Origin of the sequence: Gordonia sp. McavH-238-E, assembly GCF_022348225.1 — a bacterium.
Taxonomy (GTDB): domain Bacteria; phylum Actinomycetota; class Actinomycetes; order Mycobacteriales; family Mycobacteriaceae; genus Gordonia; species Gordonia terrae.
Genome location: NZ_JAKRFE010000009.1, coordinates 249,922 through 273,377, shown reverse-complemented (window position 1 = coordinate 273,377; position 23,456 = coordinate 249,922). Strand labels below are relative to the sequence as shown.

Here is a 23,456-nt window from a genome sequence, read left to right as displayed (position 1 = left end):
GCTGTCGGGAAAACCGGGGGACACGGCCGTGCCGCCCGCCGGGTCCTCGTCGGCCGCGGCCAGGGTGCGACCATGGACCGATGACCGCCACGCTCGTCGCCAAGGACGTCGCCGGGGGATATGCCCACCGCGTCCTGTTCGATCACCTCGACATCACCGTGGCCCCCGGGGACGTGATCGGCGTGGTCGGTGCGAACGGAGCCGGGAAGACCACGCTCCTGCGGGTCCTCGCCGGTGACCTCGCTCCTCTGGAGGGCACGATCACCCGGGCGCCGTCCGACGCCTTCGTCGGTTGGCTGCCACAGGAGCACGAGCGACTTCCCGGGGAAGTCGTGCGCGCTTATGTGGCACGCCGTACCGGGTGCGCGGCGGCCACCGCGGCGATGGACGCCGCGGCCGACGCGCTGGCCGATCCTGGCACGGCGGCGTCGGCAGACCCGGTCGAGGTCTACGCGGCCGCGCTGGACCACTGGCTGGCCACCGGGGCGGCCGATCTCGACGAGCGACTGCCCGCCGTTCTCGCGGATCTCGGTCTCGGCGACGGCGTCATCGACCCGGATGCGACGCTGATGACGGATCTGTCCGGTGGCCAGGCCGCGCGGGTCGGGCTCGCCGCGCTGCTGTGTTCTCGGTTCGACATCGTGCTCCTCGACGAACCGACCAATGACCTCGACCTCGACGGTCTCGCGCGGCTGGAGGAGGTCGTGGCCGGGATGCGTGGCGGCGTCGTCCTCGTCAGTCACGATCGCGAGTTCCTCGCGCGCAGCGTCACCCGCGTGCTCGAACTCGACCTCGCGCAGCACACCAACACCGTGTACGGCGGTGGTTACGAGAGCTACCTCGAGGAACGTGCCGTCGCCCGGCGCCACCGCCGCGAGGAATACGAGGAGTTCGCGGCCAAGAAGGCCGATCTCGTCGCCCGGGCGCGGACGCAACGCGAATGGTCGAGTCAGGGCGTCCGCAACGCCATGCGCAAGGCGCCGGACAACGACAAGATCCGACGCCGCGCCGCAACGGAATCCAGCGAGAAGCAGGCGCAGAAGGTCCGGCAGATGGAGAGTCGGATCGCGCGGCTGGACGAGGTCGCCGAGCCGCGCAAGGAATGGGTGCTCGAGTTCACCATCGGCTCTGCCCCACGCTCCAGTTCGGTGGTCGCCACACTCAACGAAGCGGTTGTGCGGCAGGGTGATTTCGTGCTGGGGCCGGTGTCGTTGCAGGTGAATGCCGGCGAACGAATCGGCATCACCGGCCACAACGGTGCCGGCAAGACGACGCTGCTGCGACTGCTTCTCGGGCGGGTCGAACCCGATGAGGGAACGGCGCAACTCGGAGCCAACGTCGCGATCGGTGAGATCGACCAGGCGCGTGGCCAGTTCACCGGCACCCGGCCGCTCGCCGAACGATTCGAGGCCCTCGTGCCCGAATACTCCACCGCCGACGTGCGCACCCTGCTCGCCAAGTTCGGTCTGCGGGCCGATCACGTCGACCGGCCGGTCGGCGAGCTGTCACCGGGCGAGCGCACCCGGGCCGGACTGGCACTGCTCCAGGCGCGCGGCACCAATGTCCTCGTCCTCGACGAGCCGACCAACCACCTCGACCTGCCGGCCATCGAACAACTCGAGTCCGCGCTCGATTCCTACGACGGCGCAGTGCTTCTCGTGACCCACGATCGGCGCATGTTGGAGAACGTCCATGTCGACCGGCACTGGGACGTCGACGGCGGCCGGGTCAGCGAGCGCTGAGGTCCTCCCCGCCTCATCCCGCGAGCCGGGTGTCGACCCCGCGCACGTCCGCGGGCAGATCCTCCTCCGCGGTCCCGAGGCCGAGGTGCTCGCGCAGGGTCGTGCCCTCGTACTCTGTCCGGAACAGGCCGCGGCGCTGCAACTCCGGCACCACGTAGTCCACGAAGTCGTTGAAGGTGCCGGGGGTCTGGGCACTCGACACGATGAACCCGTCGGCCTCGCCACCGGAGAACGACTCCTCGATCTGGTCCGCGACGTCGGCGGCCGTGCCGACGAACTGCGGCAACAGGACTCCCTGCGCGTAGAGCTTGCCGATGTCGCGGAGGGTGAGGCTGTCCCGCTCGGAGAGGCGTCGGGCGACATCGAACAGCCCCTGTGTGCCGCTCACCTGAACGTCTTCGACGGGGGCGTCGAGATCGTAGGCGGAGAAGTCGTGGTCGGTGTGGACCGAGAGCGTGATCAGGCCCGAGATCGGGTCGGCGAGTTCGTTGTGGAAGGCCTGCTTCTCCCGGGCGATCGACTCGGTCTCGCCGATGAACGGGATGAAGGACGGAAAGATCTTGACGTGGTCGGGGTTACGGCCGAAGTTCACCGCGCGCGACTTCACGTCGTCGTAGTAGGCGCGGCGCCCCTCCGGGGTCGGATCGATCTCGAAGATCGCCTCCGCCCACCGCGCGGCGAAATCCTTGCCGGTGTTCGACGACCCCGCCTGGATGAGGACCGGTCGGTGTTGCGGTGACCGGGGCTGGTTGAGCGGGCCTCGGGTGCGGTAATGCGCGCCGTCGTGGTCGACGGTGTGGATCTTCGCCGGGTCCGCCCAGACGCCGGACTCCTTGTCGGCGGTCACGGCATCGGCGTCCCAGCTCGACCACAGTTTGATCGCCGTGCGGACGAACTCCTCGGCGCGCACATACCGCTCGTCGTGTCCGACGTGGTCGTCGAAGCCGAAGTTCTGCGCCTCGGCCTGCGACAGTGACGTCACGATGTTCCACGCGATGCGTCCCCGGGTGAGGTGGTCGAGGGACCCGAAGACGCGTGCGAGTTCGTAGGGGTGGAAGTAGGTGGTGGACTTGGTCACCGCTATTCCGAGCCGGGTGGTGACCGCGGCGATGCTCGCCGCCACCAGGCTCGGGTCGATCGTCGCGGCGGCCTGCGTGCCGCGTCGGAACGGTTCGGACTGATCGCCGCCGAATCGGACCGGGGCGGCGAGCAGGTCGGCGAAGAAGGCGAAATCGAACTTGCCGCGCTCGAGGATCCGCCCGACCCGGTGATAGTGGTCCGGCCCGAAATAGTCCGTCACCGAACCGGGATGACGCCACGCGGCGTGCGAGTGGGTGACGGGGGAGGCGATCAAGAATCCACCGAGATGGAGCTGACGGGTCACGGATGATGTCCTTCGGTCTGGGTCGCCGGAGCGAGTCGGGGAGGCGCCGCCACGGGCGGGGAGGTGATCGGGACAAGTCAAGGCGCGCCGAACGCCGAGGGCGAGGGTTGCGCCCGGGGTGATCGCAACAGACTCTTGACATACAACCGATTGGTTGTATGTTTGAGAGGTGACCGAGAACGCGGGCGAACCGACCGACGAGGACCGGGCGGACGCCCTGTTCCACGCGCTGTCGGATCGCACCCGTCGCGACATCCTGCGACGTGTGCTCGCCGGTGAACACTCGGTCTCGGTGCTGGCTGCGAAATACGACATGAGCTTCGCGGCAGTGCAGAAGCACGTCGCCGTCCTGGAGAAGGCCGGCCTGCTCACCAAGCGTCGTTCCGGGCGTGAGCAGCTGGCCAGTGGCGACGTCGCGGCAGTGCGTTCGGTGGCATCGATGCTCGCCGAGCTCGAACAGGTGTGGCGCGGTCGTATCGCCCGCATCGACGATCTGCTCTCACTTGAATCACCCTCACCCACAACCTCATCGGAGGAATGAACAATGCCTGTCATCGACGTGACGCCGGACCTCGACGCCCGCACCATCACCATCAATGCCGAATTCGCGGCGCCGATCGACCGCGTGTGGCAGATCTACGCCGACCCGCGCCAGCTCGAGAAGATCTGGGGCCCGCCGACCTACCCGGCCACCGTCGTCGACCACGACCTCCGCCCCGGCGGTCGGGTCACCTACTACATGACGAGTCCCGAGGGGGAGAAGTTCGGCGGCTACTGGAAGGTCGAGTCCGTCGACGAGCCCACCGGCTTCACCTTCCTCGACGGCTTCGCCGATGGGGACCTCAACCCGATCACCGACATGCCGGAGTCTCGGAACTCCTACGCGTTCACCGAGAAAGACGGCACGACGGTCGCCACTTACATCAGCACCTATGACTCGGCCGATGCATTGCAGAAGGTGCTCGACATGGGCGTCGTCGAAGGTGCGTCCTCGGCGATCAACCAGATCGACGAGTTCCTCGCGGCCTGAGGCTCACAGGTTCGAGTTGAGTGTCGGAAACCCCTCGGGTAGTTCGGCGGCCGGAGCGTCGGCGCCGGACCCCGAGGGCTCGACGTCGAGCCCGTGCGTGTAGGCGGCCATCGAGATCGACCCGGCGGCATGGCCGTTCACCAACAGGTCCAGGGGCGAGTCGCCGGCCAGTCCGGCGATGTAGAGCAACGGCAGGTAGTGGTCGGGAGTCGGCACGGACTTGTCGAAGTCGGGATGTCCGTCCAGGCTGAGGATGTCGGACGGGTTGTCCTGCAACACCTCTCGGGCGGCATCGTCGAATCGGTTGGCCCAGTCGAATCCGCTGTCGGACTTGGCGAAGTCGACCGCCCGCAGGTTGTGCACGATGTTGCCGCTGCCGATGATCAGCACACCCTGTTCTCGAAGCGGCGCGAGCCTGCGGCCCAGGTCGTAGTGGTGCTCGAAGTCCTTGAAGGCGTTGAGCGACAACTGCAGTACGGGTATCGTCGCGTCCGGGAACGTGTGGACGAGGACCGACCAGGTCCCGTGGTCGATGCCCCAACTGTCGACGTCGTGACCGCACCATGTGGGTTTGACGACATCGGCAACCATGTCGGCGACATCCGGATCTCCCGGGGCGGGGTACTCGACATCGAAGAGGTCCTGCGGGAAGCCGTAGAAGTCGTGGATGGTGCGCGGCCGCGGCATCGCGGTGACCGCGGTGGCGTTGGTGTACCAGTGCGCCGAGATCACCAGGATCGCGCGGGGTCTGGGCACCGATGCGCCCAGGGCGGCCCAGGCCTCGGTGTACCTGTTGCGTTCGAGTGCGTTCATCGGGTTGCCATGCCCGATGAACGCGGTCGGCATCGGCCTCGGCATCGAAACCGCCGCCGGGCCGGTCGCGTGTCCTGCTGTCATCGACGCCCTCCTCCGTCCGCCGCGCGGACGGGATCGACGCTACTCCGGGATCGCCGAAGTCGCCGACAGGAGTTCTGCGCTCGTGGAACAATCCCAGGATGCGAAAGCGCTGGTCGACGCTGGTTGTCGTGATCCTTGCGGTCGCGCTCGCCGCATGCGGTACCGACGGCGGCTCCGAACCCGCGACCTCCTCGGCCGCGTCGTCGAACCCACAGCAGGCGGCGCAGATCGAGCGGATCGTCCAAGAATTGATGGAGACCAAACACCTGAAGTCGGCGATCGTGCGTGTCACCGACGACGGGCAGGACGTGATCACCAAGGCGTTCGGCGAATCGCAGACCGGTGTCCCCGCGACCACGGACATGCACTTCCGCAACGGTTCCGTCGCCATCGCCTACGTCGCGGCCGTGCTCTTGCAACTCGCCGACGAGAAGACCGTCGGTCTCGACGACATCATCGCGAAATGGGTTCCCCAGATCCCCAACAGCGACCGGGTGACTCTGCGGCAACTGGCGACGATGACGTCCGGATACCAGGACTACGTGCTCGGCAACGACGCATTCGAGACCGAGGAGCTGACGAACCCGTTCAAGGCGTGGACGACCGAGGAGATGCTGTCCTACGCCGTGGACAAGCCGTTGCTCTACCAACCGGGAACCAACTGGAACTACGCACACACCAACTACGTGATCCTCGGGCTGGCTCTCGAGAAGATCACCGGCGAGTCGGTCGCCGATCTGCTCCGGCAGCGGATCTCCGAACCGCTCGACCTCGACAACACCGTCTCGGATCTGACAGCGGTGATCCCCGAACCCGCCCTGCACGCCTATTCGTCGGAGCGACGCGGGATTCTGAACCTTCCACCGACGACACCCTTCTACGAGGAGACCACCGGCTGGAACCCCTCGTGGAGCATCACCCACGGCGCCATCCAGACGTCGAACATCTACGACGTCGAGGCGACGGCACGGAAACTGTTCGCGGGTGAGACGTTGTCGTCGGAGTCATACGACACGATGGTCTCCACGAGCTTGCGCGGGGTGGCGCGCCCACTGGCCGGCTGCTCGACCTGCATGACGATGACCGACCGATACACCTACGGCATGGGTGTCGTCCGCACCGGCGACTGGGTCGTGCAGAACCCGCTGTTCAACGGGTACTCCGCGGTCGCGGGATATCTGCCGTCGGAGAAGATCGCCATCGCGGTGTCGGTGACCTATGACCCCGAGGCGTTCGGTCCCGACGGCTCCTACGACAACGGCGGCAACCCGATCTTCGCGCAGATCGGCGCGTTGATGGCACCCGACGCCGCGCCGCCGATCCCGCGGAACTGATCGGGCCGCGACCACCGGCGCTCGTGCCGCGAACAACGCCGCGGCGCGGTGCAATAGGGTGGCAAGCATGGTCGACCGCCTCCCCGACGACGATCTTCGGGTCGGAAACCCGGAACGCGAACGTGCCGTCACCCTGCTGAACGACGCCTTCTCCGCCGGTTACCTGGAGATCGCGGAGTTCGAGGACCGATCGGGCCTGGTGTATGCGGCAAAGACCCGCGCCGACCTGCGAGCCGTCTTGGCGAACCTGCCGAACGCCGGTCGCCTGTTCAACGACCCGAGTCCAGCCGCTGCCGCGACTCCGGCCGTCGCCGTGCCGCCGGCCGCACCCGTGCACCTGGCGGCCGAGTGGGACACGGTTCGACGCAAGGGGACCTGGCACGTCCCGCCGTCGACCCTCGTCACCGGCAGCATGGGCACCGTCGATCTGGATTTCACCCACGCGTCGTTCCCCGGGCCGTCGACGACGCTGCAGTTTCAGGTGTCCATCACCACGGTGAAGCTGCGGATCGGTCCCGATCACGAGATCCGATACGGCGACCTGCAACTGTCCGGATGGTCGAAGGTGAAGGACAAGGCCGGTGCGCCGACGCGTCCGGGCGGACCGGTGATCGAACTGACCGGTTCGGCGTCGGGGATGACCGGGATCACGATCAAGCGGAGCTGAGGTCACACGGGGCCGAACGCTCGCAGTACGCGAATGCCGGGGCCCGCGACCTACTTGTGCTCACGATGAACTCAACGGTGTCGCGAGTGTTTCCCGATTCGTAACGTTGCCGCACGTGGCCGACCGAACACTCAGTATCAGCGCGCCCGGCGTCCCGCGAGCAGCGAAGCCGGGTTCGCCGGATGACTCATCGGCGTCGGTCAAGGCAGCCAGATCCTCCCGGCTGCACACGATCCTGCGCGCCCTGTCGCCCGTCGCGGTCCTCGTGCTCTGGCAGGTGGGCAGCGCACTGGGGATCATCCCGCAGGACAAGCTGCCCGCACCGTCGCTGATCGCCGAAGCCGGCTGGGAAGTCCTCGGCAATGGGCAGCTCCTCGACGCCATCGCGGCGTCGGCGCAGCGGGTCGCGATCGGACTGACGATCGGCGTCGCGGTCGGGATCGGGCTCGGCCTGCTGGTCGGACTGAGCAAGTTCGCCGACTCGGCCATCGACCCGAACATGCAAGCGATCCGCGCACTTCCGCTGTTCGGTCTGATCCCGTTGTTCATCCTGTGGTTCGGCATCGGCGAGATGCCGAAAGTCCTGCTGGTGTCACTGGGCGCACTGTTCCCGCTCTATCTCAACACGTCGGCCGCGATTCGCCAGATCGACGGACGGTTGGTGGAAACCGCACGGGTCCTGGGCTTCTCGCGGCTGACCACCGTCCGGGACCTCATCATCCCCGGCGCGATGCCGCAGATCCTCGTCGGCCTCCGACAGGCCCTGGCCATCGCCTGGTTGAGCCTGATCGTCGCCGAGCAGATCGCGGCGACCTCCGGACTGGGGTACCTGATCAACAACGCTCGTGACTTCCTACGCACCGACATCATCTTCTTCGGCCTGATCGTCTACGCCGCACTGGGATTGATCACCGACGCCATCGTGCGGGCGTTGGAGCGCTACACGACGCGGTACCAGAACCGGTGACGGTCCCATCCCGAACATCCCGAGTCAAGGAGGCCCGATCATGACCGCCATCGCCACCCGAGATCTCGAGGTTCCGCTCGCCGAGAAGCCCGCCGGCCCGGTCGCCTACGCCGCCGAAGTCGAACACGCCAGCCTGAGCTACGGGGACAATCCCGTGCTGCGCGACGTCACGCTGCGAGTCGGCGCGCACGAGATCGTCGCGCTCATCGGACGCAGCGGCAGCGGGAAGTCGACGCTGCTGCGACTTCTCGCCGGCCTGTCGACCACCGAGGCGGGCACCGTGCGCACCGCAGGCCACCCGGCGGTGTCGTTCCAGGAACCGCGACTCTTTCCCTGGCGCACCGTGTTGCAGAACGTCGCCTTCGGCCTCGTGCGCGAGAAGGTCGGCAAGTCGCAGGCCAGGGAGCGGGCGCGCCACACTCTCGACGAGGTGGGTCTCAGCGACAAGACAGGTGCCTGGCCCGCGCAGCTCTCGGGCGGCCAGGCGCAACGGGTCTCACTCGCCCGTGCCCTCGTCGCACGTCCGCAGCTCGTGCTGCTCGACGAGCCGTTCGGTGCCCTCGATGCACTCACCCGACGCACGATGCACGAGTTGCTCATTCGTCTCTGGCGCGACAACGGTTTCGGCGCGCTGCTCGTCACCCACGACGTCGACGAGGCGCTGCGGCTCGCCGACCGCGTCGTCGTCCTCGCCGGCGGCACGATCGTCGAAGACCTCGCCGTGCCGCGCCCGCGGCATACCGGTGAACCCGACGATCCCGACTCCGAGATCCAGCGCCTGCGAGCCGAATTGCTGACCGCCCTCGGCGTTGCCGACACGACGCGCTGACCAGTCCACCCCTGAACCCGAAGGCACCCTCGATGACCAACGACCTTGCCCCCGTGCGCGCCGCCCGTCCCCGACGGCGCCGTGTGCTCGCCGCCGTGCTGGCCACCGCCGCCCTGACCATGGGCCTCGCAGGATGCGTCCAACGCGAGGACAACGCCGAATCGATCGCGAACGAGACGGTCGACGTCGCCTCGCTGCAGGACCTCACTCTTCGTGTCGGAGACCAGAAGGGCGGCACCGAAGCCCTGCTGCGTGCCTCGGGCGAGCTCGAGAAGCTCCCGTTCACCGTCGAATTCTCCACGTTCACCTCCGGCCCACCGCAGATCGAGGCCGCGACGGCGGGCAAGATCGACTTCGCCGTCACCGGGAACACGCCGCCCATCTTCGGCGCAGCGGCGAACGCGAAGGTCAAGATCGTCACCGGGTACGCGAACAACGCCAGCGGCGACGCGATCCTGATCCCGGGCAACTCGCCCCTGGCCTCGGTCGCCGACCTCAAGGGCAAGAAGGTCGCCGTGGCCAAGGGCAGCTCGGCGCATGGACATCTGTTGCTGCAACTGAACAAGGTCAACCTGACCCTCGGGCCCGGCAAGGACGTCGAACCGGTGTTCCTGCAGCCTGCGGATGCGTTGTCGGCGTTCACTTCCGGCAACGCGACGCGTGGGCGATCTGGGATCCGTACACCGCGATCGTGCAGCTCGAGAACACTCCGAAGACGCTCGTCACCGCCGAGGGCGTCTCCAATGGCTTCGGCTTCGGTATCGCCGGTGACGAGGCGCTCGCCGACCCGCGTCGCAACACCGCGATCCGGGAACTCGCGACCGGCATCGCGCGCGCCGCGAACTGGGCGAAGGCGAACCCGGATGCCTGGGCCGAGCAGTACTCCGCCGAGGTCGGGATCGATCCGCGGGCGGGCGAGGTCGCGCAGGGCCGCAGCCTGCGGCCTGCCATCGCACTCGACGACAGCGTCGTGGCGTCGCAGCAGAAACTCGCCGACGCCTTCGCCGACTCCGGTCAGCTGCAGGGACAGGTCGATTTCGCGTCGTTCGTCGACAACCGCTACGACGAATCGCTGGCACCGCTGTTCGGTACGCCTCAGTCCTAGACCCGCCCATCCATCCGCAGGAAGGGATCTTCGTGAGTCATTTCCACTGGTTTCTGCCGACCGCAGGCGACAGCCGCGGAATCGTCGGCGCCTCGCACGCATCAGCGACCAAACGGCATCCCCCGGGTTACCGGGCGCCGGAACTGCCTTACCTGATCGACGTCGCACGCACCGCCGACCGGCTCGGCTACGAGAGTGTCCTGACCCCGACCGGAACCTGGTGCGAGGACGCGTGGCTCACCACCGCCGCCGCGATCACGCACACCGAGCAACTCAAGTTCCTCGTGGCGTTCCGGCCCGGGCTGATCTCGCCGACCCTCGCGGCGCAGCAGACCGCGACGCTCCAACGGTTCTCGGGCGGCCGGGTTGCGGTCAACATCGTGACCGGGGGCGACGAGGTGGAGCAACGACGATTCGGTGACTGGGTCGACCACGATCGCCGCTATGCGCGCACCGACGAGTTCCTGCAGATCGTCGAGCGGCTCTGGACCGGGGAGACAGTCGATTTCGACGGTGAGTTCTATCAGATCGCCGGGGCGTTCCTGCCCGATCCGCCGGTGGTCAAGCCGCAGATCTTCTTCGGCGGCTCGTCGGACCCGGCGCTGACGGTCGCCGCGTCACGGGCCGAGGTCTATCTCACGTGGGGCGAACCGCCTGCGGTGGCGGGGGAGAAGATCGCGGAGGTGGCACGCCGCGCATCGGCCGTCGGCCGGTCGCTGGAATACGGTGTGCGACTTCACGTCATCGCGCGCGAGACCTCCGCGGAGGCGTGGCGGGTAGCCGACACCCTGCTGCAGGGGATCTCCGACGAGGAGATCGCGACGGCCTTCGCCCTGCATTCGGGCTCGGACTCGACCGGTCAGCGACGAATGGCCGAACTGCACGGCGGACGGCGCGACGCCCTCGAGATCCATCCCGGTCTGTGGGCGGGTGTCGGCCTCATCCGCGGAGGAGCCGGCACTGCACTCGTGGGTAGCTACGACGAGGTCGCGGCGCTGATCGGCGAGTACGAATCCGAAGGGTTCGCACACTTCATCCTGTCGGGCTATCCGCACATCGAAGAGGCGCACTGGTTCGCCGAAGGTGTGCTGCCGGTGATCCGGGATCGCGTCGGTGCCCTGAGCTGACGTCGCTCCGCTCCCGGCGCCCGTCGCACCTGGGCCCGCTCGTGCCACCATGTCATCCATGACACCGGCGGAGGCTCTGCTCGTCGACACGGCCTCGAGTGGTCCTGTGCTCGTTCTCGCGGAGTCCGGGGACTCCGCGACCTCGGTGACCGTGTCGCTGTTCTGGATCGCGCTCGTGGCGGTGATCTCACCGCTCCTGTCCCGGATGTCGCGCGGATATGTGCCCGACGCCGTGCTGCTGCTCGGATTCGGCATCCTCATCGGCCCGCATGCGCTCGACGTGGCCTCGCAGGACGGCATCGACGTGTTGAGCCAGCTGGGGCTTGGCATGCTCTTCCTGCTCGCCGGATACGAGCTCGACCCGAAGCTGCTGGGCGGCCGGACCGGCCGGATCGCGCAGATCTCCTGGCTGGTCAGTCTCTTGATTGCGCTGGCCGCCGTGACGCTGGTTGCGGTGACCCTGGCGCTGGGCCTCGGCGAGACAGGCTTCACCGCCCACGTCGCGGTGGCCATCGCCCTGTCGTCCACCGCTCTGGGAACGCTGCTGCCGATCCTCAAACAAGCCGGACTCGAACGGACCCGGTTGGGGCGGGCGGTGATGGCACACGGGGCTGTCGGGGAGTTGGGGCCGGTGGTGGCCATGTCGCTGTTGCTGACGAGCCGCAGCATCGGCGCGGCGGTGGTCGTACTCCTGCTGTTCGCGATCGCGGCGCTACTGATATCGGCTGCGCCACAGCGGATTCTGGCGCGCGTGCCGGGCATCGGCGCCGCCATTCGCGAGGCCGCCGGGGGCACAGTGCAGTTGCCCGTCCGAGTGGTCGTGCTGTTGCTGGTCTCGCTGATGACGGTGGCCTCCGTCTTCGACCTCGACGTCGTGTTGGGTGCCTTCGCCGCGGGACTCATCCTGCGTCGCCTCATCGGTCCGGAACACCCGCAGGTGGGCACGTCGCTGGAGGTCATCGGCTTCGGGATTCTGATCCCGATCTTCTTCGTCACCTCGGGGATGAACATCGATGTCTCGGCGGTGGCGTCGGAACCGGGCCTGTGGGTGGTGCTCATCCTCGCCATCGCGATCGCGCGGGGCGGACCCGTGTGGGCCGGCGCCGGGCGGCTCGACGACGGCTACTTCCACCGTAGGCCCAGTGAGCGGACCCAGTTGGCGTTCTTCGCGGCGACCGGCCTGCCGATCATCGTCGCGGTGACCCAGGTCGCCGTGTCGTCGGAGCTGATGTCCGATGAACTCGCGTCGATTCTCGTGGCTGCCGGAGCGACGACAGTGCTGCTGTTCCCGCTGATCGCCCGGCTCATCGGGCGAGCCACTCCGACAGCCGCTCCGACGACCACGTCGTGACGATCCGATCCGGGTCGATACCGTGTGCCGCGGCGCGGCGTGCGCCCAGGATCTTGAAGTCGAGCTGCCCGGGCGCGTGTGCGTCCGAGTCGATCGCGAACAGGCAGCCGGCGTCCCGCGCGATCTCGATCAACTCGTCGGGCGGGTCGACCCGTTCGGGACGGGAATTGATCTCGACGACGGTGTCGTTGGCGGCACACGCGTCGAACACGGCCTCGGCATCGAAGGTCGAGGGCGGTCGGTGGCCTCGACCGCTCAACACCCGGCGCCCCGTGCAGTGACCGAGGACGTGCACGCGTGGATCGGAGACCGCGGCGACCAACCGGGAGGTCATCGCGGCGTGCGCCATCCGCAGGTTGGAATGCACCGATGCGGTCACGACGTCGAGCCGCGAGATCATCTCGTCGGTCTGATCGAGCGCGCCGTCGTCGAGGATGTCGATCTCGATCCCACGGAAGAGGCGAAAACTGGTGGCGTGAGCGGAATTCCAGGCATCGATCGCCTCGATCTGGGAGGCGAGGCGTTCTGCGCTCAGCCCGTTCGCGATCGTGAGGCGGGGCGAATGGTCGGTGATGGCGAGCCAGTCGTGACCCGAGGCCTCTGCGGCGGCGGCCATCTCGTCGATCGGCGCCCCGCCGTCGCTCCAGTCGGTATGGGCGTGCAGGTCACCGACCACGGCCTCGACGAGACCGGCGGCGTCGTCGGGGGCGGTGGGCGGGTCCTCGCTCTGCAGCCGCGCCAGGTACCCAGGCAGCTCGCCGGCGGCGGCCTCGCTGATGACGGCCGCAGTGGTCTTGCCGATGCCCTTGATCGCGGTCAGGGTGCCGGCGGAGGCTCGCGCCTGCATCTCGGACGGATCGAGTCCGGCCGCTGCCTGTCCGGCGCGGCGGAAGGCCTCGACGCGGTAGGTGCTCTCGCGACGACGCTCGAGCAGCCACGAGATGCGTTCGAGTGCACCAACCGGGTCGACCGGGGCCGACAGCGGGGTGAAGGACCTCATCGTGAACAGTCCTCCCGACGCCGACTGCCCGGCTCGCGAAGTGCGGCCGGGCAGTGGGTCTCGTGTTCGGTGACGGTCAGGTCTGACCGGTCAGTGTGCGGCTTCGAAGGCCTCGATGATGCTCTGCGGGATACGACCGCGATCGCTGAGTTCGTAACCTTCTTTGATGGCCCATTCGCGGATCGCTTTGGTGGTCTCCTTGTTGCGGCCGCCCCCGGTCGCCGCCGAGGCCGTCGTCGCGCGCTTGGTCACACGACCGGTCTGACGGGAGATGTCGAGGTACTTCGACAGCGAATCGCGGAATTGCTGCGCATGCTTCGACGATGTGTCGAACTCATAGTTCTTTCCGTCGAGCGACCACCGGACGGTTTCGTACTGATCCAGTACCTTGCCGTCGAGATCGTCGATGACCTGAACGATTTCCTTTTTCGCCATGAAACGCTTGTCCCCTCGAATTGTGTCATCCGACCAAGACGGACGCGCGAGGCCTGAAACCTGCGTCCCCCCGTTTTGATCTATTCCAACTGTGCACAGCTTAGACTCAAACCATGAGCACTTGCTGAGAACCCCCGCCTAGACCATAAATCATTGAATAGCATTAGGGAAGTCGAGACACGGCCGATTGTTAACGGGTCGGCTCGGTGCTGGTGGTCGGACCCGGGTTACGCGGAGTGGCGGTCCGGTTCGATGTCGGTGTGGTCACGGTCGTGGAGTCCGCCCCAGCGGTCCGGCGGGACGATTCGTCCGATTCCTCGGGGGATACGCTCACCAGCGATTCAGGTGCCCGATCTGCTGCATAGATCGTTTGGTAACCGTTCGGTGTGATTGCGAATCCCGATTTAGATCTGGATTCGAGACAAAACATCCCCGCGGTCTCAACGAGGCAAGAAAAGCGGGATATAGAAATGGTCCGGCCGAAGTCGACAATCGAACTCCGATAGAGAACGGGATATCGATTGGCACATGCTCCGCGCTGCGGGCCGTCCGGTCCGAGGATGGCGAGATCCCGCTCCCAGTCGCAGGCCGCGGGGACGGACGAGGGAGGTCGCGCGGGGGAGTCGTCGCCCTGCTCGTCGTCGATCCGGCAGGCGAGCGTCGACGTGCCGTTGGTGCCGGTGGAGCAATTCACCGCGCGGTCCGGTGTCGAGAAATGGAAGCCGGACGAATCCTGCAGTGGTGAATCCTCGGTCACCGAGCCCTGATGGAAACGCGAATTGTCGACGCGTGGGGCCATGGCGATCACTCGCCCGATTGTCCACTCGGGCAGATTCTGCGCCGAGTCCTCTCCGGTTGTCGACGTCGTCGACGAGGACTCTGTCTCGGTCACCGTCGACAACTCGTCGGTGGGCGGAATGACGATTCGAGAGGGGCCCGACTCGGACGGCAATGAGCACCCGGCGAGGGCGGCCGAAACGGACAGCGTCCCGATTGCCGCGGTTGCGCAGATCACGCGCAGGAATCGGTGATCGCGAGACCCCGATGTGGATTCGGGGCGGGGTCGCCGATTTCCGTACCCTTGCACTGTGCCGACCCCCAAGATCGTTCTGTTCTACGTCTTCGTCCCGCTGCCCGATCCCGAGGCCATCCGGTTGTGGCAGCTGGCGGTGTGCGAGTCGCTCGGGGTCCGGGGCAGGATCATCGTGTCACGCCACGGGATCAACAGCACCGTCGGTGGCGACATCGCCGCGGTCAAACGCTACGTCAGGACGACCCGCGCGTACCCCGGGTTCGCCGGAGCGGACATCAAGTGGTCCGACGGCACCGGTCGGGACTTCCCGAAGCTGAGCGTGCGCGTCCGCCCGGAGATCGTGACCTTCGGGGTCCCCGACGAGATCGAGGTCGATGAGAACGGCGTGGTCGACACCGGGACCCGATTGACTCCGGAGCAGGTGCACGAGCTCGTGGACGCCCGCGGTGACGACGTGGTCTTCTTCGACGGTCGCAACGAGATCGAGGCGCAGGTCGGTCGGTTTGCCGGCGCGGTCACCACCAAGGCGCGCACCACCCGGGACTTCGTGCCGCTGATCGAGAGCGGTGCCTTCGATCACCTCAAGGACCGCCCGATCGTCACCTACTGCACGGGCGGGGTCCGCTGCGAGGTCCTCTCCACGGTCATGCGGCACCGTGGCTTCTCCGAGGTCTATCAACTCGACGGCGGAATCGTGCGATATGGCGAGCGCTACGGTGACGACGGGCTGTGGCAGGGGTCGCTGTACGTCTTCGACGACCGGATGGGCGTGCAGTTCTCCGACCGTGCTCAGGTGCTCGGCCGGTGTGTCGACTGTGGCCGTCCGACGAGCAACGTCGCGAACCATCCGGATCGGGACGGACGCGACCTCGCCGTCATCTGCCCGGACTGCCTGGGACCCGAAGCCCACGGATGAGCACCGTGAGGACTTCCGATCGTCGCGGTCCGGTCCCGGTCGTGGTGGTGGCCGGATATCTCGGCTCGGGCAAGACGACGCTGCTCAACCATCTGCTGCGGTCCGCCGGGGCCACCGGCACGCGCCTCGGCGTACTGGTCAACGATTTCGGCAAGGTCAACATCGACGCCTTGCTGGTCTCGGCGCAGGCCGACGGCACAGTGAGTCTCGGCAACGGGTGCATGTGCTGCACCGTCGACGCCGATGGCCTAGCCGACGCATTGACCTCGTTGGTCCGGCCGAGCGTGGGGATCGATGCCATCGTCATCGAGGCGAGCGGGATCGCCGAGCCCAAAGCGCTCATCCGGATGGTGACGTCGGTCGCCGACGCGCGACTCCGCTACGGCGGACTGGTGTACGTCGTCGACGCGGCACACATCGAAGCGGTGCGCCGCACGCACCCGGAGCTGGACGCGCACGTCTCGATCGCCGATCTCGTCCTCGTCAACAAGGTCGACCTGATCTCGGATGACACCCGACGCGCCGTCGAAGAGCTTGTCGCACAGCTCAATGCGACCGCCCCGCGGGTGGCGACCCGCAATGCGGCGATCGATCCGGAGCTGCTGTTCGACCTCGCCCGACGGGAGGTCGAACAGGCCGGCCCCGGCCAGTTGACCCTCGACGAGCTGTTGCTGGAGGAGGGTGGTCACGACCATCACGAGCACCTGCACGCGGCGTACGAGTCGGTGTCGTTCTCCAGCGACCGGCCGATGGACCCACGTCGCCTCGCCCGATTCCTCGAACGACCGCCGGATGGTTGTTTCCGGATCAAGGGAATCGTCCATTTCGATGTGCCGCGGCACCGACAGCGGTTCGTCGTACACGGTGTGGGCGGATTCGTCCGGGTGCTGCGCGAGCCGTGGGGAGACCGTCGCCCGGTCACCGAGCTGGTCACGATCGGGCGTGGGCTCGACGTGGCGGCCGTGCGTGCCGAACTCGACGCCGCGCTCGCCCGCCCGACGGATGCTGCAGATGAGAACGGCATCCTCGGGGTCTTACGGCACCTGGCGGACTGAACGTCGCCGACCGACCGCGCCACGCCGGACACGCCGATCGCGGAAGTCACATCTCCCTAACGAAATCCCGTTGTGCCAGGACGACCATTTCGGATCCCCGGGTTCATTTGTTTCACTGTTAAGTCTGTGACCAGTGTGACCAGTGGTACTCAACGGGAGGGAGTGAGGCAAGTGACCAGCGCACCCAGCGTGCGTCGCGGCCTCGACAGAACATGTTCCGACAGACGACAACACGACGCCTGACCTCGATCGCGTTCGCGGTGATCGCGGCCACCTCGACGGTGGTGGCGTCTAACCTGTTCGCGCCCACGGCCGACGCGGCCCCCGCCCGGGGCACGGCCCTCGCGGGCAAGACGGTCTTCCTCGACCCGGGTCATCAGGCCTCGGCGGCCGGCCACGACCTGAAGGCGCAGGTTCCCGATGGGCGTGGCGGCAAGAAGGACTGTCAGACCAGCGGCGCCACCGGGGTGAACGGCGCCAGGGAGCACACCGTCAACTGGCAGATCGGCCAGCTCGTCAAAGCCGGTCTCGAGAGCCAGGGGGCACGCGTGGTCCTCAGCCGCCCGGATGACACCGGGTGGGGCGGTTGCGTGGACGAACGCGCGGCCGCAGCCAGTCGGTCCGGTGCCGCGGTCGCGGTCAGCCTGCACGCCGATTCGACGGCGCGTGGAGCCGACGAGTCCAAGAAGGGCTTTCACATGATCGTGCCCTCGCTGCCGGTCCCGGACGCCACCGTCGATCGTGTGCAGTCCGGCGAAGGACGCAAGGCCTCCACGACGATGCGGGACGCCTTCGTCAAGGCCGGGTTCCCGTCGGCCAACTACGCCGGCGTGCGCGACGGCATCCAGACCCGTTCCGACATCGCGGCGGTGAACCTGACCAAGGTGCCTGCGGTGTTCATCGAGATGGGCAATCTCGCCAATCCGGGGGAGGCGAAGGCCCTCGCCGGGCGTGACGGTCAGGTCAAGTACGCCATGGCCATCACCGACGGCATCCTGAACTATGTCAACGGGAACGCCGCGACCGGAGCCGGGCCGGCGCCGTCGACACCCACCGACGACGCGAGTGGCCTGTCCTCGATCATCCCGTTCGTCGAGCAACTCCTCGCCACCGAAGATCCCGAAGCCGTGGCGCGCCTCCTGATGACGCAGGGCCAAGACGTGTCCGCTCAGGTGCTCAAGGCGATGCTGACCATCGTCTACGGACTGTTCGACGGGAAGCTGCCGATCGGCTGAGTGCGTGTGGTCGGCTGACAGATGGGGCCTGACCTGCTGATCCGCCGATCGGCGCAGCTGGGCCGCGGCGGACGGCTAACCTCGCGTCATGGGTATCAAAGAGCTGCTGTTCATGGACACCCCGGTGCCGTCGCTGCGCGGCCGCAAGGTACTCATCACCGGTGCCGCGAGCGGAATCGGCAGGGCCACCGCCCAGGCCGCCGCGGCCCGGGGTGCCGAACTGGTGCTGACCGACCTCCACGCCGACCAGCTCGACGAGGTCGTCGCGGGCATCACCGCGGCCGATGGAACTGTTCTCTATCACGTCGCGGGCGATGTCTCGGACTTCGACTGGGTGGCCGGGTTCGCTCGGCAGGTCGACGCCGAGGTCGGGGTGATGGACGTGGTGATGAACATCGCCGGCATCTCGGCCTGGGGGACGGTGGAGAACCTGGAACACCGCCACTGGCGCACATTGGTCGACGTCAACCTGATGGGGCCGATTCACATCATCGAAAGCTTTGTGCCGCAGATGATCCGACGCGGCCGCGGCGGCCACATCGTCAACGTGTCGTCAGCAGCCGGTCTGTTGGCGCTGCCGTGGCACGCCGCCTACAGCGCCAGCAAATTCGGTCTGCGCGGGGTGTCGGAGGTGCTGCGATTCGATCTGCGGCGCCACGGTATCGGGGTGTCGCTGGTGTGCCCGGGTGGCGTCGACACGCCCCTCGTGGACTCCGTCGAGATCGTCGGTGTCGACCGCGAGAATCCGCGGATCAAGGCCGCCATCAACGGCTTTCACAAGGTCGCGGTGTCGCCGGATGTCGCGGCAGCCGCGATCCTGAAGGGCGTCCGCAAGAACCGCTTCCTGGTCTACACCTCGTTCGACATCCGATTCGGATACTGGTGGGCGCGAAAGTTCGCGCTGCCCTATGAGATAGCGATGCGGGTGGCCAACGACCGCTTCGACCGGCTCGCCCGGGTGAGCGCGCGGAGCCTCGAGGCGAGGGCAGCCGACGAGCACTCGCCCCGGTGAGTCCCACCTTCGTCAAGACGCTGCGCGACAGCGGCCCGCCGGGCGGCCATCCCGACTTCTTCGCGGCCGAGGCCGCAGGCCTGCGCTGGCTTCGTGACGCGGGTGCTCCTGTCGTACAGGTGATCTCGCTCGAGGAACACGCCATCGAGCTGGAGCGTCTCGAGTTCGGCCGGCCGACCCCCGCGGCTGCACGCGACTTCGGGGCCGCGCTCGCTCGGATGCACGACGCCGGGGCCCCGCATTTCGGTTCTCCGCCTGCTGGTCCGGACGGTACGCCGTTCTCCGGTCAGTTGTTCATCGGGAGGCGGCCGCTGAGTTCGGTCGAGTACCGGTCCTGGGGCGAGTTCTACGCGCATGAACGGGTGGAACCGTATCTCGTGCCCGCCCGCGAGGCCGGCAACCTCACCGCCGCCGACGAGGACGCGGTCCGTGACGCATGCGCACTGATCGCCGACGGCGTGTTCGACGACGACGAGGGGCCGGCGCGGATCCACGGCGACCTCTGGAACGGCAACGTGATGTGGACTCCCGCGGGTGTCGTGATGATCGATCCGGCCGCGCACGGCGGTCATCGGGAGACCGACCTCGCGATGCTCGCGCTCTTCGGCTGTCCGCACCTCGATGCGATCGTCGACGGGTACCAGGACGTTCACCCGCTCGTCGCCGGTAGGACGGACCGCGTCGCCGTCCATCAACTGCATCCGCTCGCCGTGCACGCTGCCGGGCACGGCCCTGGATACGGGTCGTCGCTGGGGCGGGCGGCGCGGGCGGCCTCGGCGCTCGCGCGTGGTTGACGCGCGCGATAATCGTCCGCGTGACTCCCGACGGAATGCCCCGACAAGGTGTCCTCGTCGTCTCCGCGACGCGGGCCGAGGCCAGACATGTGCCGCCCGGTATGCGGGTGCTCGTGACCGGTATCGGCAAGGTGCGGGCGACGCTGTCGCTGAGCCGGGAACTCGTCGGCGGGGCCCCGGTCACGGAGGTCGTCAACATCGGCACGGCCGGTGCGCTGCGGGACGGTGTCACCGGCGGCGACGCCGAACTTGGCCTCTTCCTGCCGTCGACGGTGCTCGAGCACGACATCAGCAGCACCGAGCTACGGGCGATGGGCTACGAGATGACCGACCGCTGGGACCTCCCCGACGGCGACGGCACCGTGCTCGCCTCCGGCGACACCTTCGTGGCCGATCCGGTTCGTCGCCGGGAACTGGCGGAGCACGCGCATCTCGTCGACATGGAGGGCTGCGCGGTCGCGCATGTGAGCGCCGAATTCGGGGTGCCCTGCCGACTGGTCAAGGCGGTCACCGACAACGCGGACGAGGGTGCGATGGAGTGGCCCGCACTCGTCGACGCCGCGGCACGGCGTCTGGGTCGGTGGCTGGAACTGAACTTGGTGAGCTGAGGGTTCAGGACCGGGTGTCGGCGACTCCGGCCGGTGGGATGTCGGTCGCCGATTCGTAGGTCGGGATGTCGGAGCGGCGCGGGGTGGCCGGCGCGGCGTCCGACGGGGTGAGGTCGGGGGCCCCGAGATCGGCCACCGTCGGCCGTTGGCCGCCCGGCGTGGAACGGGACCCACCCGCCGAGCGCGAGGTCGGCGACGGCCGGTCCGAAGCGACGTTGGTCCGTGGCCTCGGTCGGCTTCCAGGTGACTGCGTCTTCGCTGCCTGCGTCTTCGGTGCAGGCCTCGAAGTGGGGGATTTCGCCGAGGGGGTCGACGCCGACGGGGCATCCGAGGCCGATTCGGAGGTTCCACCGCCCTTGGCCCGGCGATGCGACGTCGCGCGGCCTCGCTGTCGGTCGGTGCTGCTGTCGGCTGTGGCCCTGCTCGCCGGGTTGCGGCCCGACTTGTCGCGGTTCGGGGTCCCGCCCTTCCCGGACTTGCCCGGGTCGCGGGTGAGGAACCACCGGGCGAGCACAAGGGCCAGCGTCGTGAGGAAGGTCGTCAACATCCACGGGAAGTCTGCGGCGATGGGGAGCAGGACGTTGAAGATCAGGCTCTTCAAACCTGACGACGCCTGCTCGGAATTGATGCCGTAGAGGGTGACGATACTGACGAAGAACGCGATGAGCGGCGGCTGCGCGGCGGCGGTGAACAGTGCTCGGCGGCGGACGGCCAGAGCGGCGATCACGCAGCCGACGAGGTAACAGAACTTGTAGATCGACCCGAGCGAATCGTTGCTGCCGGCGTCGATCGCCGCACCGAGGGCCGTGATCCCGGTACCCAGGAGAACGGCGCCCCACCACGGCACACCGCGGACCGCGGGCAGTACCGACTGCTGGTCCAGAGGTACCGCGGTTTGGAGACGTTGCGGGGAAGACACATGGTCACGGTACCGGTTCGTCGATGGATTTCGTTCCACCCCCGGGCCGTGGCGTCGGTGCCGGCTCCGGCGTCGTCCCAGGTGTGACCCTCGATCCTGCGGCCCGGCAGGTGTCGTGGATCACGGGCGGCTGCGGCGCCTCGGGGACGTCGCCGAGAGCATCGAGTTCGGCCAGCCGCCTCGCGGTCACGCCCAGTCGGCTGTCCACCGAACCGATCGTCGCGTTGTAGGCGTCGACCGTGCGCTGGAGTGACGTCCCGAGCGAGCCGAGATGACCGAGGACACCGGCGAGCCGCTGGTGCAGTTGCAGGCCGAGGTCATGGATGACCGCGGCGTCGCGCGCCATCGCATCGTGTCGCCAGCCGAGTGCGACCGTCCGCAGCAGGGCGATGAGTGTGGTCGGGGTGGCGATGACCACGTTCCGGGCGAACCCGAATTCGAGCAGATCCGGATCGGTGCGCGCCGCGGCTTCGAGAACGACGTCACCGGGTAGGAACAGCACCACCATCTCGGGCGTGTTGTCGAAAGCGGACCAATAGGACTTCGCCGACAGGCGTGCGATGTGCGCGCGCAGTGCGCGGGCGTGCTCGCCGATGAGCTTGTCGCGTGCGGACGAGTCGCCGGCCTCGGCCGCTCGCAGGTATGCGTCGAGGGGCACCTTGGCGTCGACGATGATGTCGCGGCCGCCGGCGAGGTGGACGACGAGGTCCGGCCGCAGTGTGTTGCCGGTGCGGCCTCCCGAGCCGTTGGAGGCGGAGGTGTCCGGAACCGACACCTGTGTGCTGAAGTCGCAATGCTTGGTCATCCCGGCGAGCTCGACCACGCGCTCGAGCTGGACCTCGCCCCACCGGCCGCGGGCGTGCGGACTGTGCAACGCGTTGGCGAGCTGCCGGGTCTGGTCGTTCAGCGCGATCGATGCCGAGTGGATTCCGCGGACCTGCTCGGTCAGGCCCGCGTAGGCGCCGATCCGGTTGTTCTCGACCCGGCGCAGTTCGTCGGCGAGCTGCGCCAGGTTGGCGCGCAGCGGCTCGACGATGTGGGCGACCGAACTGCTGATCGCCGACGACTGCCGCCGGGCCGCGTCCTCGGTGGCCCACGACAGCGAGGACGCGACATCCTCGCGGCCGGCGCGCAGCATCTCGACCTCGGCGCGGGCGGCCGCCACGGTGGCGGCGCTGCGGGCGGCGTGCGCCCACCAGCCCAGCGCGATCCCCAGGGCGAGTCCGACGACGAGGGCGAGCGCAGCAGCAGTCATGACGCCGATGGTGTCGGACACCCCCGACAAGTTCGGCTGCCCTGACGGCCGCGGGCGTCACCGCCAGGGAGCGGCGTCCTGGGTGCCGGCCTCGAAATCGAGCAGCCATTGCTTGATCGGCAGGCCGTACCGGAAACCGCCGAGGGAGCCGTCGCTGCGCTTCACCCGGTGGCACGGCACGAAGAGCGCGGCCGCATTGCGCGCGCAGGCCGCCGCCGCGGCCCGCACCGCCGCCGGTTGGCCGGCCAGTTCGGCGAAGCGGGTGTAGGTGACGGGATGCCCGGCCTCGACCGTGCGCAAGGCGTCCCAGGCCGGGCCCAGGAAGACGCCGCCGGACCGTTGCACGACGGTAATGCCGGCCGGCGCGGTGAGATCTCCGGCGTAGTAGGCCGACACCGCGTCGGTGATCGCGCCCAGCGCGGCCGACGGCTGGATCGATTCCGGTCGTAGAGCCCGGTGGACGAGCGCCGTCAGGTAGGCGGGGTCGTCGGTCCAGCCCGAGGCCAGGACGTTGTGGTCGCGGTCGGCGACGACGGTGAACGGACCGTTCGGCGTGGCGACGGTGGCATGGCCGGCGATTGTGGTGGTGGGAAACGGTGTTTCGGCAACAGTGGACTCGGTGTCGACGGATTCGGTGTCGATGATTTCGGGGCCGGCGGTGCCGCGGGGGGTGTCGGAGGTGGTGGTCGGTGTGGACATGTCGCTCCTGAGGGTTCGGTGGGGCGGAGATCGGTACAGAGACGGAGAGGGGAGTCGGTCGT

General features: G+C 67.9%; 23 protein-coding genes and 1 pseudogene. 16 read left to right on the top strand and 8 right to left on the bottom strand.

What is annotated here, in order from left to right; genetic code table 11:
* The first annotated feature begins 80 nt into the window (after window positions 1-80).
* Window positions 81-1,742: a ribosomal protection-like ABC-F family protein gene (gene abc-f, locus MHN80_RS16170; RefSeq protein ID WP_239402634.1), complete on the top strand. Its 1,662-nt coding sequence runs from the start codon at window positions 81-83 to the stop codon at window positions 1,740-1,742.
* 13 nt (window positions 1,743-1,755) lie between these two features.
* Here the strand turns inward: abc-f and MHN80_RS16165 are convergent, their stop codons facing one another.
* On the bottom strand, window positions 1,756-3,126 hold the full coding sequence (locus MHN80_RS16165; protein ID WP_004022582.1) for an LLM class flavin-dependent oxidoreductase: 1,371 nt from the start codon (window positions 3,124-3,126) through the stop codon (window positions 1,756-1,758).
* A gap of 169 nt (window positions 3,127-3,295) precedes the next feature.
* Between MHN80_RS16165 and MHN80_RS16160 the strand changes: the two genes are divergently transcribed.
* Entirely contained in the window at window positions 3,296-3,667 is a 372-nt protein-coding gene (locus tag MHN80_RS16160; protein ID WP_101821105.1) for a helix-turn-helix transcriptional regulator, read from the top strand.
* 3 nt (window positions 3,668-3,670) lie between these two features.
* Window positions 3,671-4,156, top strand: a complete 486-nt coding sequence (locus MHN80_RS16155; protein WP_239402633.1) for an SRPBCC domain-containing protein — start codon at window positions 3,671-3,673, stop codon at window positions 4,154-4,156.
* Between the two features lie 3 nt (window positions 4,157-4,159).
* Here the strand turns inward: MHN80_RS16155 and ygiD are convergent, their stop codons facing one another.
* A complete protein-coding gene (gene ygiD, locus MHN80_RS16150) occupies window positions 4,160-5,053 on the bottom strand; it encodes a 4,5-DOPA dioxygenase extradiol (protein ID WP_239402632.1) in 894 nt (297 codons plus the stop codon).
* A gap of 98 nt (window positions 5,054-5,151) precedes the next feature.
* Here ygiD and MHN80_RS16145 point away from each other — a divergent pair, with 98 nt between their 5' ends.
* The 7 genes and pseudogenes from MHN80_RS16145 to MHN80_RS16115 all read left to right on the top strand — a co-directional run bounded on the left by MHN80_RS16145 (window position 5,152) and on the right by MHN80_RS16115 (window position 12,433).
* Window positions 5,152-6,387 (top strand): serine hydrolase domain-containing protein, encoded by a 1,236-nt coding sequence (locus MHN80_RS16145; RefSeq protein ID WP_239402631.1) that lies wholly within the window; start codon window positions 5,152-5,154, stop codon window positions 6,385-6,387.
* 67 nt (window positions 6,388-6,454) lie between these two features.
* Window positions 6,455-7,054: a DUF1707 domain-containing protein gene (locus MHN80_RS16140; RefSeq protein ID WP_239402630.1), complete on the top strand. Its 600-nt coding sequence runs from the start codon at window positions 6,455-6,457 to the stop codon at window positions 7,052-7,054.
* 115 nt (window positions 7,055-7,169) lie between these two features.
* The gene (locus MHN80_RS16135) at window positions 7,170-8,021 is read left to right on the top strand and encodes an ABC transporter permease (protein ID WP_064571109.1); all 852 of its coding nucleotides are present in this window, start codon (window positions 7,170-7,172) and stop codon (window positions 8,019-8,021) included.
* 40 nt (window positions 8,022-8,061) lie between these two features.
* Window positions 8,062-8,850 (top strand): ABC transporter ATP-binding protein, encoded by a 789-nt coding sequence (locus MHN80_RS16130; protein ID WP_239402629.1) that lies wholly within the window; start codon window positions 8,062-8,064, stop codon window positions 8,848-8,850.
* A gap of 32 nt (window positions 8,851-8,882) precedes the next feature.
* Window positions 8,883-9,955 (top strand): annotated as a pseudogene (locus tag MHN80_RS16125) (ABC transporter substrate-binding protein).
* Between the two features lie 32 nt (window positions 9,956-9,987).
* The gene (locus MHN80_RS16120; protein WP_239402628.1) at window positions 9,988-11,082 is read left to right on the top strand and encodes an LLM class flavin-dependent oxidoreductase; all 1,095 of its coding nucleotides are present in this window, start codon (window positions 9,988-9,990) and stop codon (window positions 11,080-11,082) included.
* A gap of 58 nt (window positions 11,083-11,140) precedes the next feature.
* On the top strand, window positions 11,141-12,433 hold the full coding sequence (locus tag MHN80_RS16115; RefSeq protein ID WP_239402627.1) for a cation:proton antiporter: 1,293 nt from the start codon (window positions 11,141-11,143) through the stop codon (window positions 12,431-12,433).
* Here the strand turns inward: MHN80_RS16115 and MHN80_RS16110 are convergent.
* From MHN80_RS16110 to MHN80_RS16100, 3 genes are all read right to left on the bottom strand, one after another.
* Window positions 12,387-13,433, bottom strand: coding sequence for a PHP domain-containing protein (locus MHN80_RS16110; protein WP_239402626.1), 1,047 nt, complete (start codon window positions 13,431-13,433; stop codon window positions 12,387-12,389). The genes MHN80_RS16115 and MHN80_RS16110 overlap by 47 nt on opposite strands.
* A 90-nt stretch (window positions 13,434-13,523) precedes the next feature.
* Window positions 13,524-13,868: an Lsr2 family protein gene (locus tag MHN80_RS16105; RefSeq protein WP_004022570.1), complete on the bottom strand. Its 345-nt coding sequence runs from the start codon at window positions 13,866-13,868 to the stop codon at window positions 13,524-13,526.
* A 190-nt stretch (window positions 13,869-14,058) separates the two neighbouring features.
* On the bottom strand, window positions 14,059-14,676 hold the full coding sequence (locus tag MHN80_RS16100) for a hypothetical protein (RefSeq protein WP_231895983.1): 618 nt from the start codon (window positions 14,674-14,676) through the stop codon (window positions 14,059-14,061).
* 280 nt (window positions 14,677-14,956) lie between these two features.
* On the opposite strand from MHN80_RS16100, the gene MHN80_RS16095 reads away from it, so the two are divergent.
* The 6 genes from MHN80_RS16095 (at window position 14,957) to MHN80_RS16070 (ending at window position 20,521) form a co-directional block, all read left to right on the top strand.
* The gene (locus MHN80_RS16095) at window positions 14,957-15,817 is read left to right on the top strand and encodes a rhodanese-related sulfurtransferase (protein WP_239402625.1); all 861 of its coding nucleotides are present in this window, start codon (window positions 14,957-14,959) and stop codon (window positions 15,815-15,817) included.
* Entirely contained in the window at window positions 15,814-16,872 is a 1,059-nt protein-coding gene (locus MHN80_RS16090; protein WP_239402624.1) for a GTP-binding protein, read from the top strand. The genes MHN80_RS16095 and MHN80_RS16090 overlap by 4 nt, the downstream gene beginning before the upstream one ends.
* 212 nt (window positions 16,873-17,084) lie before the next feature.
* A complete protein-coding gene (locus tag MHN80_RS16085) occupies window positions 17,085-18,107 on the top strand; it encodes an N-acetylmuramoyl-L-alanine amidase (RefSeq protein ID WP_239402623.1) in 1,023 nt (340 codons plus the stop codon).
* An 88-nt stretch (window positions 18,108-18,195) separates the two neighbouring features.
* Window positions 18,196-19,119, top strand: coding sequence for an SDR family oxidoreductase (locus tag MHN80_RS16080; protein WP_004022565.1), 924 nt, complete (start codon window positions 18,196-18,198; stop codon window positions 19,117-19,119).
* A complete protein-coding gene (locus MHN80_RS16075) occupies window positions 19,116-19,913 on the top strand; it encodes a fructosamine kinase family protein (protein ID WP_239402622.1) in 798 nt (265 codons plus the stop codon). Before MHN80_RS16080 ends, MHN80_RS16075 begins: the two co-directional genes overlap by 4 nt.
* Before the next feature lie 35 nt (window positions 19,914-19,948).
* Window positions 19,949-20,521, top strand: coding sequence for a nucleosidase (locus tag MHN80_RS16070; protein WP_239402676.1), 573 nt, complete (start codon window positions 19,949-19,951; stop codon window positions 20,519-20,521).
* Between the two features lie 4 nt (window positions 20,522-20,525).
* Here MHN80_RS16070 and MHN80_RS16065 read toward each other — a convergent pair whose 3' ends face one another.
* The 3 genes from MHN80_RS16065 to MHN80_RS16055 are packed head-to-tail and all read right to left on the bottom strand — an operon-like array spanning window position 20,526 to window position 23,394.
* Complete coding sequence (locus tag MHN80_RS16065) at window positions 20,526-21,440, bottom strand: DUF6542 domain-containing protein (RefSeq protein ID WP_064571115.1); 915 nt, start codon at window positions 21,438-21,440, stop codon at window positions 20,526-20,528.
* A 4-nt stretch (window positions 21,441-21,444) separates the two neighbouring features.
* Window positions 21,445-22,695, bottom strand: coding sequence for a DNA recombination protein RmuC (locus tag MHN80_RS16060; RefSeq protein WP_239402621.1), 1,251 nt, complete (start codon window positions 22,693-22,695; stop codon window positions 21,445-21,447).
* 57 nt (window positions 22,696-22,752) lie between these two features.
* Complete coding sequence (locus tag MHN80_RS16055) at window positions 22,753-23,394, bottom strand: methylated-DNA--[protein]-cysteine S-methyltransferase (protein ID WP_239402620.1); 642 nt, start codon at window positions 23,392-23,394, stop codon at window positions 22,753-22,755.
* Between the last annotated feature and the right edge of the window lie 62 nt (window positions 23,395-23,456).